The 11,884-nt window shown below is 42.6% G+C and carries 9 protein-coding genes; 4 read left to right on the top strand and 5 right to left on the bottom strand.

Annotation, left to right across the window (positions count from 1 at the left end):
- Positions 1–248: 248 nt before the first annotated feature.
- Positions 249–3,143 carry a S8 family peptidase gene (locus tag H538_RS24480; RefSeq protein ID WP_035351649.1) on the bottom strand — a complete coding sequence of 965 codons (2,895 nt, stop codon included), beginning with the start codon at positions 3,141–3,143 and terminating at the stop codon, positions 249–251.
- A 257-nt stretch (positions 3,144–3,400) separates the two neighbouring features.
- Here H538_RS24480 and H538_RS0118920 point away from each other — a divergent pair, with 257 nt between their 5' ends.
- Positions 3,401–4,318 carry an aldo/keto reductase gene (locus H538_RS0118920; protein WP_026678904.1) on the top strand — a complete coding sequence of 306 codons (918 nt, stop codon included), beginning with the start codon at positions 3,401–3,403 and terminating at the stop codon, positions 4,316–4,318.
- Between the two features lie 700 nt (positions 4,319–5,018).
- Here H538_RS0118920 and H538_RS0118915 read toward each other — a convergent pair.
- Together H538_RS0118915 and H538_RS0118910 are read right to left on the bottom strand one after the other, a co-directional pair.
- A complete protein-coding gene (locus tag H538_RS0118915; RefSeq protein WP_026678903.1) occupies positions 5,019–5,522 on the bottom strand; it encodes a DinB family protein in 504 nt (167 codons plus the stop codon).
- A gap of 77 nt (positions 5,523–5,599) precedes the next feature.
- Complete coding sequence (locus H538_RS0118910) at positions 5,600–6,052, bottom strand: ASCH domain-containing protein (RefSeq protein WP_026678902.1); 453 nt, start codon at positions 6,050–6,052, stop codon at positions 5,600–5,602.
- Between the two features lie 462 nt (positions 6,053–6,514).
- Between H538_RS0118910 and H538_RS0118905 the strand changes: the two genes are divergently transcribed.
- The 3 genes from H538_RS0118905 to H538_RS24475 all read left to right on the top strand — a co-directional run bounded on the left by H538_RS0118905 (position 6,515) and on the right by H538_RS24475 (position 10,127).
- The gene (locus tag H538_RS0118905; RefSeq protein WP_026678901.1) at positions 6,515–7,354 is read left to right on the top strand and encodes a YitT family protein; all 840 of its coding nucleotides are present in this window, start codon (positions 6,515–6,517) and stop codon (positions 7,352–7,354) included.
- A 604-nt stretch (positions 7,355–7,958) separates the two neighbouring features.
- The gene (locus H538_RS0118900) at positions 7,959–8,591 is read left to right on the top strand and encodes a spore coat protein (protein WP_026678900.1); all 633 of its coding nucleotides are present in this window, start codon (positions 7,959–7,961) and stop codon (positions 8,589–8,591) included.
- An 849-nt stretch (positions 8,592–9,440) separates the two neighbouring features.
- Complete coding sequence (locus tag H538_RS24475; protein WP_051291573.1) at positions 9,441–10,127, top strand: CAP domain-containing protein; 687 nt, start codon at positions 9,441–9,443, stop codon at positions 10,125–10,127.
- Between the two features lie 229 nt (positions 10,128–10,356).
- Here the strand turns inward: H538_RS24475 and H538_RS0118890 are convergent, their stop codons facing one another.
- On the bottom strand, positions 10,357–11,580 hold the full coding sequence (locus tag H538_RS0118890; RefSeq protein ID WP_035351646.1) for an amidohydrolase: 1,224 nt from the start codon (positions 11,578–11,580) through the stop codon (positions 10,357–10,359).
- A 92-nt stretch (positions 11,581–11,672) separates the two neighbouring features.
- Positions 11,673–11,884 (bottom strand): hypothetical protein (locus tag H538_RS26630; protein ID WP_211235580.1); only part of this gene is annotated, 212 nt, incomplete at its 5' end.

Below are 11,884 nucleotides of genomic sequence, written 5' to 3'. Positions count from 1 at the left end.
CTTCTATCGGACAAATTTTACTCTCAGGACGTGAAAAATGTCCTTGAGATTGCTTCTATCGGACATTTTCAGATCCCCAAACGTGAAAAGTGTCCTTGAGGCTGCTTCTGCTGGACAATTTCAGATCCCGCGGTATAAAAAAGGCCTCTACCGTCAATAAATCCCCACTAAATAAGCAATGAAGTTTTATCATTTCCTAATCGAAAGACAAAAGGGCTGCCGCGGAAAAAAGTCCGGGCAGCCATTTTTTATTTCTTTGCTTTTTTTACAGTCGTTTTCGTTGCCTTGCTTGTATTTCCGGCTGAATCTTTTGCCGTAACATAAAGAACAGATCCGGCTTTTTGCTTTTTAATCGCTACTTTGAACATTCCTTTTGAGTCAGCTTGTTTTGTGCCAATTGTCTTCCCTTTATATTTTACAATGACGCTTGCTTTCGCTTCTGTTTTTCCCGTGACAGTGGTGTCTCTGTCGTCAACCGTATTGACTTTCGGGGCATGGGGCGGCGTTTTGTCTTTCACAGTCACTTTAGCCGCTTGTCCTTCACGGTTCCATACGTCCGTCGCTGTCACATAAAGTGTTGTTCCGGCTTTTAGTCTGGCAATTTTTACTTTGAATTCGCCTTTACTGTTGGCTTTTGCCGTGGCGATCACTTTTTTCGCCGCATTTCTGACTTTTACAACGGCATTTCCGACCGTTTTCCCGGTTACCGTTTGGTCACGATCGCTAACCGTGTTCACTTTCGGCTTGGCCGGCGGCTGATTTTTTTGAACGGCGATTTTTGCCGACGTCATTGCTTTTTGGTCAGGGCTTTGAGCGAATACATGAAGAACTTCATTCGCTTTTTGGTACTTGATCGCCACTTTAAAATGGCCATCGGCGCCCGCTTTTGCGGAACCGAGTGTTTTGCTTTTACTTTTTACCGTAATCAGCGTTCCTGGCTTCGCTGATCCAGTGACAAAGGCATCCGTATCTTTTATTTCGTTCACTTTAAAGTTCAATTCAACCATGCTCACTGCTTTAAAAGCGTTCAATCGTCCCCAGCCCGAGGCAAGGTCAAATCCCGGAGGTGCCTTAAATGGACTGCCGTCCTCATAATCGCCTTGTGCAACCTCATCGACTGCAACATCGTTTGTTGTCAGCGTTAAAATGCGCTCCACTTCACCCGGGGTCAGTTTCGGGTTTTCCGCTAACAGTAATCCTGCCACTGCGGCAACATGAGGCGTTGCCATGGAAGTGCCGTCAAGATAGGTGACATTGCCGTTTGGTAAAAGGCTCGGAATGGACGCTCCCGGAGCCACTACATCCAATTGCGGCCCATAATTTGAAAAATCCGCAACAATGTCCAGTTGATTCGTAGCTCCAACGGCGATTGCGTATTTTGATGAAGCTGGATAGCCTACCATGTTTGTTCCTTCATTACCGCTTGCCGCGACGACCGTCACATTTTTGGATGCCGCGTATTTCAACATCGATTCGATGACCCTGCTTGGAGTTCCTCCGAGGCTCAGGTTGATCACTTTCGCTCCATGGTCGACCGCATACTTGATTCCCATGGCAATTTGATCTGTACCTCCACTTCCAGAGCTATCCAACACTTTGACAGGCATAATTTTCGCTTTCGGGTGAATTCCTGCCATAGAATAGCCGTTATCGCTTTCTGCCGCTATAATCCCGGCGACATGCGTACCATGGCCATTGTCATCATTCGCGTCATTCGTAGGAATGCGAGGAATGAAATTTTTTCCAAGATTGGTGTCCACTTTGCCTTTCAAATCAGCAAGCGTGGCGTCCACCCCTGTATCAACAACGGCAATTAACGTTTCATTCAATTTTCTCTGGTGGATGAGGGACTGGAGCTTTTCATATTGAATGTCAGCACCTTGTTTCCCAAACCCTCCATTGTTCTTTAGCGCCCATTGGTAATCATATTGGACATCTGTTGAATATTGATGGTATTGATACACAGGCTCTGCAAATTCCACTTCCGGTAGCCTGTCCAATTTCGCCGCCTGCATCTGGCTATTGTTATTTACGTTCATGACGTAAAGATTTCCTGCGACTTCATCTTTGGCATGTAAAGCGGTGATGTTTGTCGATTGAATGTTATAAGATTTTGCTTTTTTGTTTAAGGAGCTAATGGATGCCCCTTCTTTCAGTTTAACGATCACCCGGTTTTGCGCGTAGTCTTTAACAACGAGTCCTGCCTGGTCAAGAACGGCTGACAATTTCTTTCCTTTCAAGTGGGCGATGTCAACTTGTTCTGCTATGGCTTGAATCTCCTTTTTCGCCGACTCTGGCGCATAGTCCATTACAATCCCATATAATTCATTGATCGCTTTTGCATCTTTTTCAGTCAGTACATAATCCGTTTTGTCGCCTGATTTAACCAATTCATTAAATACAGGCTTCAGTTGAACAAGATTGTTGTAAACCGCTTCTCTTGCATCCTTGTGTACGATCATTTTCACGGCTATGTATGGAGCCATTTTATAATATAAATCGGTTAGTTTCTTCCCTTGCTCTGTTTTTGCCAGCAGACCGTCCCGCACGATGCGTAGCTGGTCCACTAACGCTTTGCCTGATTTTCCTTTTCCGGCGCTTAATTCAACAGGGCATTCCCCTTCATCTCCAAGGTCTTCGGAAGGAGGGAGCTTGACGCCATCAAACTTAAGGGAATAAGAAGCGCTGGACGGTTGATCAGAATTGCCTGGAGCTCCGTTTTCCTCTTCATCGCCAGTACCTGCATACTCCACCTTAATATAGTATGGCCCTTCCCAGGCATAAGGCAAATCAACCTCGGATGTATTGTTTTCATCGATCATGCTTCGGTATTTACTAAATGTGATGTCTTTTTTTGCACGTTCCGCATCCGGGTAAACAGACATTACAATGCCGAGATCACCCGATACTTTTATTCTCATATGCGTATCTTTGAAGACATCCTCTTTATGAGGGGTAATTTTGTACCAGTGAATTTGTCCGGGTTCCGAAAACTTCCCTTCTACCGCCTGTCCTTTTTGCAACTCAGTCGCCTCATCGGCAGAATCCCCGCTTGCAAATGAAACCTTTGGCTGGATCAGGCTTACGCATAACGCTACTATCAAAAATAGCGCGGCGATACCCTTGAATCTTTTTTTCCTCATGAACAAACCTCCTATCCTTTGTATTCAATTTCCTATCATATTACAAAACTAGCATTTTTTGAAGTGACATTTCTCCTGTTTTTTTGGATAATTGCTCTAATGATTGATTCCTTTTTCACATTCCTAATAGGTGTTCAATTTACATTCAGAGATTAACATTTAAGTTTTTCGCAAGTATTTTGATAGAAAACGTTATCAGCCAAGATTTCGCCACCACGTGTTAAACTAGAGTTAACTTAGATGCGAGGGGTGTTTCAATGAAAAAAATCAGGTTAGGCGGCAGTGATGTTAAAGCAGGAGAAATTTCACTTGGCTGTATGCGGATGAGTGAGCTTTCTTTAAAAGACGCGGCTTATGTCATTGAGAATGCAATGGAAGCCGGTGTGGACTTATTCGACCATGCGGATATTTACGGCGGCGGCAAATCGGAGGAAGTGTTCGCCCGGGCAATCGGCATGAACGACGATATCCGCGAAAAAATGATCATCCAGACAAAGTGCGGGATCCGAAAAGGGTTCTTTGATTTTTCGAAGGAACATATTCTTGAATCGGTTGACGGAAGCCTTCGTCGCTTGCAAACCGATTACATCGACATTTTGCTGCTTCACCGCCCGGATGCATTGTTCGAACCGGAAGAAGTGGCTGAAGCTTTTTCTATTCTGAAGGAAAGCGGCAAAGTCCGTTATTTTGGCGTCAGCAACCAGAATCCGCTACAAATGGAATTATTGAGGAGGCACTTGAAGCAAGACATCATCATCAACCAGCTGCAACTTAGCATTGTACATACCCCAATGATCGATGCCGGCCTCAATGTAAACATGATGCATGATCCTGCCATTGTCCGGGACGGCGGTGCTCTCGATTATTGCCGTTTGAACAATATCACCGTCCAGGCATGGTCGCCGTTCCAGCATGGGATGATCGAAGGACCGTTTATCGGCAACAAGGATTTCCCTGAAGTGAATGCCAGGCTACAGGAACTTGCCGAGAAAAAAGGCGTCACCGATTCCGCAATCGCGATCGCATGGATTTTGCGCCATCCGGCAAACATCCAGCCCGTTGTCGGGACGATGAATCCAAAACGGCTAAAAGACATCGCCAAAGCCTCGGACATCGAACTGACGAGAAAAGAGTGGTATGAACTTTATCTCGCAGCGGGAAATAAGCTGCCTTAGAATAGGAAAATAAAGGGAAGTGGCATTCTTGGACCGCTTTCCTTTTTCTTTTTATGGAAAAATTTTACTTGAACATGATTTTAGTACTACCCCTTCAGCTTCAAGAGGATAAGAAGACGGAAGAACCAAAAACAGGATCAAATTTCTCTAGTGTGATGCTATTTTCATAGCATTTGGACAATAGACAGTTAATTTCCGACAATAAAAAGATACCATCGGACAAAAAGTAGCCTCAGTCGGACAATAAATTTAGGATTTTGTACACTTATTTGTCCAAAAGTAAGATGTTATTGTCTCAACCGGATGACTTATTGTTCAAATAAGAGCACTTATTGTCCGCGAGTGAAATCATTTTAAATGATGAAACAATTCGTGAATCGTTTTTCCTCATTTCACAGCTTTAACGAAGTGTTCTTAAAATAACGAATGTCTTATTACTAACGTGGCACTAGAACGCCATGCAAAACAACCTCTTCCTAAAAAACTCCCCCCAAATTCTATAGGGGGGAGTCCATTCAAGCTTTAAACTGCTTTTCAAACTACGATAAACATTGTCCCTTTGTCATATCTTACTCTCATCATAACGAAATATTCTGCGCTGCATTTATTGGCCATTTTCATTTCGCATATAGAATAGAGGAATGCTTAATAGGCAATTTTGCAGGCAACGGGCCGCACTAAGTTCCTCCCTTGTCCGTCGTTAAAGCGGCGGCTTTTCTACCCCTAAATGAACCCAATCTTCTTTTGGCGGTCCATAAACCCCGAAAGGTTTTAACCCCGCCTGGCGAATGAGAATGGTTGCTTGTCCCCGGTGATGGACAATATGTTTAATTAGCCCCATCAATATTGAAGCGTTGGTTTCTTCCCTTCCAAATGCATTTTGAACCTGCTTCAAAGTCTCATCTTCCCACTGTTGTTCAATGGCTTGGGCTGCCTGGGCACTTACCTTTTTAAAGGTTTCAGAAATTTCTTTAGCTGAAGTTGGGACATTATCCGCACGATCAACTTTCTCTACCTTCAACCCAAAATGAGCTAGATATTCTGGAATGTTGGTGGTAAAGTGCCAGACGATCCTTCCTAAAGTGCGTCCCTCATGATAAACTGGCTGTTTTAATGATTCATCTGTCAAACCATCTAAAACGTTTTGGGTCAGTTTGGCTTCCTTGTTCCATTCCTTAATAAAGTCTGAAATCGTTACATACATGTAGAAATTCCTCCAATTCAAGAGAGTAATTTAATTGTATCAAATTTTCTATTGATAGATTCATCCCAGGGCATTTCTTATTTTTTCACATCAATTAATTTAAAGCGTTCACAAACTAATAACATATCTTCGGAAAATTCAAGTCCTACTTTTGCTAACTCTTTAGTAAAGAAGTTTTCGTGGGTTTCTTTCCAATATTGATACGTTCGATCTCCTTCGCCTTCTGCAATTGCAAACTCCTCAGGAACTTCATTCATTGGCATGATTTTCACATCAGTCGTTTTTATTATCGCTGCAGGTTCGTCTTTACTATTTAAAATTACGCTATAATCTCCAACAGAAGGCAGTGGCTCGCTTTCCATCTCATAAAAAATTAACCCGGAACATGTCGCTGTTTTCACACCATCTATTACCAATTGCGCTAATTGGTCTGGACTTGCTCCAAATTGCCACGCACTTACTGATTTTGGTTTTTCTTGGCCTTGAGACTTCCAAAATTCATCCCAATAGATTTGTGCTGCCTGGTTCATATTAATCCTCCTTTGTAAAAAGCTATGTTTCTCCTATTAAAGAGAACAGCTGATTTTCATTTCGAACAAGTTCATATTCTTTTCTTCATGATAGGCGTTCTCTGCATTCTCTTTTATGAAAAAGGACTTCGAATACCGCGCGAAAGCCATTTATAACGTACTTTTTAAAAGAGCCGCACCTTTGTTTAGAATAGTGAGGCCATAACCAGAATGAACCGCCCATGGCCTTATTTTTTTCGGGCTACAATTCCCGCGCCTTTAAAACCGGCAGCATAACTGTAGTCTGGTGGATACTTCGACACATGGGAAATAAATCCTTCTTTTATTATAAATAGATTCCCGAAAACTCCCTTAAAACATCTGTTGAAACCCTCTTTCAAAACAGTATTGCAACCGTTCTAGTTTACAAGTATAATAGTTGGATTCTGAATGCAGAAATCGAATTTCACGAGGTGTTAAGATATGAAAAAAAGAGTCATAGATATGCTTATGATTACGGCAGGTTCTTTTATTTTTGCATTAGCTGTTAATCTGTTTGTCATTCCTAATGAATTTGGCGAAGGCGGCGTTACCGGGATCACCATTATTTTATTTTATCTCTTCAAATGGTCGCCGGGATTGGTGAACTTAATGATTAATGCTTTTTTGCTGATCATCGGCTATAAATTTTTAAATAAAACGACAACCATATATACGATTATAGCTGTTGCGTTAAATTCTTTGTTTTTACATTTAACAGAACACTGGCGCATTTTATCTGATGAAATAATGGTGAATGCGATCTTTGGCGGCGTCTTTGCTGGTGTTGGGATCGGCTTAATTCTCCGGGTTGGCGGCACCACTGCAGGAACGACCATCCTTGCTAGAATTACCCATAAATATCTCGGCTGGAGCATCAGTTATGGACTGCTATTTTTTGATATGATCGTCGCCTTTTCTTCTTATTTTATTATCGGTGCCGAAAAACTGATGCTCACAATCATTATGCTCTACATTGGAACAAAAGTAATGGAATTCATTATCGAAGGATTTAACCCGAAAAAAGCTGTCACGATTATTTCAAAGGAACCCGATCAAATTGCTCAACAAGTGAATGTTCTCATGGACCGAGGCGTTACCGTTCTTTCTGGCCACGGATATTATACAAAAACTCAAAAAGATATCCTCTATATTGTCATTAGCAAACAAGAGGTAATCAAGCTCAAAAAAATTGTGAAAGCTGTAGATGTGAATGCGTTTATTGCCATCCATGATGTTCGGGATGTTTTCGGCGAAGGCTTTCTCGATATTTCAAAAACATAGCGTCGAACATGATCGCTACGCCAGGATTTTTCTTATAGCATGGCTAGTGGATTAGCACGCTATATGTATATGTTCCCCGGCGATCAGTGCCATTCCTTTGAAGTTGCCGGAGCGGAGCAATATTGGTATTTGTCCAAGTTCTGTGTAGCGTTTCGGCACTATTTCAATTCAAATCTAAGACAATTGGACCCAATAGAGCCATGCTAAAGGACAAATTTTTCGTTGCCGGACTGGTTTTTGTTCAATAGACAGGCCCTATTGGACAGTTTTCTTTCCGCCGGCACTGATTTTGTTCAACCCCTCTAAATTGGTTTCGCCTTTAACGTCTATTGGTACAACCTCGACGCGATTGTGATAGATGTCGGTTTAGCCTGGGTTGAAATTGAATTGACTTATCTTATGTATATCACTTCACTCTTTATCAAAACTCCGCCTTAGTTTGATTTTGCTAAGACAGAAATGTGTAAGGCGTAGATAGCCTACATCCTTGGGATGACCCGGGTATTTTATTTATTGTTAGAGAAAAGATAATTCGGATAAAAGATTATGCGATTGGGAAAATTAAGGCTGTATGTGATTACTTCGATCAAAAAGGAGGAAAACAATGCAGCTAGCAGCACATGAACTCATGGATTTAAATGAATTGTCGATGAGTTGCGTAAACACGATCACAAATATGGCTTACATGTTGCAACATGTTCAGGACCCAGAATTTAAAAGTATTTTAGAACGCCATTTCCCGCACCATATCCGCGACTATAATATGAAAGCGTCATTCATCAGCCAGACGGAAGGCGCTACAAAAGAATTAAAGCTTTTTAAGGAAAATGGGCAGCTTGGCAATTATACACAGTCTCCTGCCGGCCAATACCCACCGGTTCAGCCACGCACAATGATTCAGGATTTTAACGATCGCGAAATGGCGACGGCTTACCTATTAACATTGAAACGAGCCGGACGCGAATATGCGAATGCGGCAATGGAAGCCGCAAATCCAGAATTGCGCTCCTTTCATCAAACGGCCTTTATGATGAGCTGTTCACATGCCTATGATATGTGGCAATACATGGTAAAGAAAGGCTATTACCCGTTAGAACAAGCGGATCCAAACATGATCGGGAAAATTGGCGCAATGTATCAAGTGGTTCCTGAAAATCAAAAGCCGATCCAGCAATACTTAAACAAATACCAGGGCCAAAACCCAATTGCGGGAGAAAGCGACCAGCTTTATCAATAGGAAAATATCAGAAATGCTACTTTAGTCCATGATCTAAAGTAGCTTTTTTTAAAACCATTATTGGCCATTCCCCTTAAAATGATCCCCTGGCAAATTGCATGTTTCAAAACTTCACGGCCATATTCCCAATAGTTGTTGATTTTTGGCGGGATGATTTACAGGGACATCGCATCTTCCTATGTAGCTTGTACCAATAGCTGCTTGAATGCGAATGAGCGGAGTCGAAAGCCGATCGACGCTTATTGTTCGCAACCATTGTTTTTTGCCTTTTCCCTGAACCCCCCGCGATTGACCCCCTTAATCCCTACCATAAAGCACCCACACCCGTTTGAACAATATTGCGGGCAGAATACACCCACTTCACAATTTCCCTTGTGAATAAACGTTAATATCCTCCATTGAACGATCCCAGGCCAAGATACCAAACAAAATAAATGGCTTCATTTGCTGATACGCTGAAATGTGCGTGCTTATTTTCAAGTTAAGGGAAAAAGGCGCGATTACCGGGTTGATTCCTGAAAACTATTTAACGTTTTTCCTGTGTTTCAAAAGCACGTTCAAGCTGTTAATGCCAATGAGAAAGTTTCTTTTTCCCTCATTTTTTAACGTACAATATGGTGCCATTATCTTATCGCAAAGGGGGCGGCTTCACTAGCAATATCAAATGGAGCCTGCCATGTCAAAGTTAATATTTGTAACTTAGAAGCGGCTTATACGCTCAAAAGCCCATTCTGGCAGGCAAAGTAGCAGATGGCTAAAGGCAACTAGCAATATTTCCCGGTTGTTCCTGTGTCCATTTTCACGTTAACCTTGATGCAGGCTCCAAAAAACACAAAGGGAGATGAGGAAATGAAATCAATCCTACTTGCAACAATGTTATTAACGCCATGCGGACATGCAGTGAACCACGCAGACGCAAATCAAGCAAAACCTGACGTTCAGCACGTTCAAAATAAAGAAACAAAAAACTACGGATTCCACTGGAATAACGATATTGAATCCAAAGTCAATTTTATCGATAAAAAGCAACCTGCTCAACCGAAAGTGGCTGCAGAGCCTGAACAAAAACAGGAGCCAGTGAAACAGCAGCAAGCTCCGCAAACCGAAACAAAGCAACAAGCACCAGATAAACAGCCATCTGCTAACGTGAACGAAACAATCGGGAATCAAGTCATCTCGTTAGTGAATAAAGAGCGCTCCAAACAAGGACTAGCGCCATTAAAAGATAACGCTTCCTTAGATAAAACAGCTACACTTAAAGCCGAAGATATGCGTGATAAAAACTATTTTGACCATAATTCGCCGACGTATGGAGATCCATTCCAAATGATGAAGCAGTTCGGCATCAATTACAGCCGTGCAGCTGAAAACATCGCGGCCGGCCAAAAAGATGCCCAGGATGTAATGGATTCCTGGATGAAAAGCCCGGGGCACCGCGCAAACATTCTTGATCCTAACTTAAAAGAAATCGGCATTGGCTACGCTACAGGTGGTTCCTATGGATCTTACTGGGTACAACAATTTATTACAAAATAAAGAAAAACTTGGCCGTGAACGAGCTTGAAAATGCGAAGACAGAGGCATAGGCCACTATTCCCTCTGCATCGTTTAATTAATGCGCCCTTGCGTCGTTGGATGCAAGGGCGCATTTTTTTATTCCATTTAAAATTCTAATTAAAGTTCGTTGTAGCGTTTTTCTCCGGCTTGTTGAAGCTGAATTTCGACTTTCCGCCTCTTCCTATCTTCTTAAGAAAATTCAAGCAGACTAAAGCTCTCCAGAAACTATCTTGCCTTTATACATGACAGCTTGCCGCTTTGATCTTCTAGCTACCGCTTCTGCTGAACAGCTGGCTTCAACAAAGACCATGCTCGCTTCATCCCCGATTGCCGGCCAAATACGTTTTCCTTCTTTATCTAAAGGCGTCTTCCCGCCTGTAATGAAACCAAGTGTTTGCGCGAGCGACCGTTCATCCACCCAATTGAACCGCTCCGCCAAACGGCTTGCCCGCTCGAGAATGTCGCCATTGCCAAAAGGAGACCATGAATCAAAAATATTGTCGCACCCGACTGCAACATTAACTCCCTTCTTACGCAGCAACTCAATATTTGGCATAGGGCCATCAATCGGAACGCTTGTAATGATCGAAATGCCGACTTCGGCCAACATGTCCGCCACATCAAGAGCTTCCGTCAAAGAAACTTCGCCCAATCCATAAGCATGGCTTACAGCGACCCGGCCCTGCCATCCGGCTTCTTGTGTCAGTGCCGCCAGCCTTCTAATTGTAAAAATCCCGAGGTGGCCCGGATCATGCAAATGCAAATCAATATCTACGTTTGCCTCAACAGCGATATCCATCATCTGTTGCAAAGATGCCTCAATGTCGCCATCGATTATGGCCGGGTCAACGCCCCCAACCAGGTTGGCGCCTTCTCTTAATGCCTCCCTTACTAAGTCCTTCGATTTTGTGCGCAATAAACCGTGTTGCGGAAAAGCGACAATCTCATGAGACAACCTTCCTTCATAGGTTGCCAGAGCTTCTTGAACAGATCTCAAATTTTTCAGGCCGGCTTCCGGATAAATGTCGACATGAGTGCGTACATGGGTAGAACCCGCCTTTTGCAGGATATTTAATAGCGCTTCGGCTCTCTCTTTTGTAGTCGTAGACAAAGTGGGAAGCAAGTCTTTTTCGAGATTGCAGCGCTCAATCCGATTGGCTACTGGACGGCAAGCCCGCCATGAGTCGCCAACTAACGTTTTATCCAGATGACAATGCTTTTCAATAAAGGAAGGAAGAACTAAAAGGTTCTTGGCATCTTTCTTTGGAAAATCACTTTGTAACGGATCTTTTGCAGGAACGATTGACATGATCGTTCCGTTTTCGATTAACAGATGGAAATTTGCCGCTCTAGTCGCTGCGGCAGCGCCATTCTCATATTGATAGCCCGTTTCTAACCGGGCATTCGTAATCCAATAAGCAGAATCCTTCATTGCATTCACCTTTTCTGACAAAATGTTTTTTCTCACAATGAAAGTAAAAGAAGTACGTGTATGTTTCATACGATAAAAAATATTAAGATAATTCATTCCGATAATATTTTATCGATCTTTACAAATTTTTTTGATTGGATAAAATTTGGCATCCAGGCTCCGGTTTTGTCCTTGAGAGGCGTTCTATCGGACATAAATTGGGCTCTTAGCGAAGCCACTGAAAAAGTTCCTTTTAATAAAAAACTAAAATTTTTGAAAAACCAAAACCCAAAAAAACAGTATTTTTCACTTAGGAAGTGGGGGA

The sequence above is a fragment of the Fictibacillus gelatini DSM 15865 genome, from assembly GCF_000430745.1.
In the GTDB taxonomy this organism is placed as follows: domain Bacteria; phylum Bacillota; class Bacilli; order Bacillales; family Fictibacillaceae; genus Fictibacillus_A; species Fictibacillus_A gelatini.
This window is presented reverse-complemented; position numbering and strand designations above follow the sequence as displayed.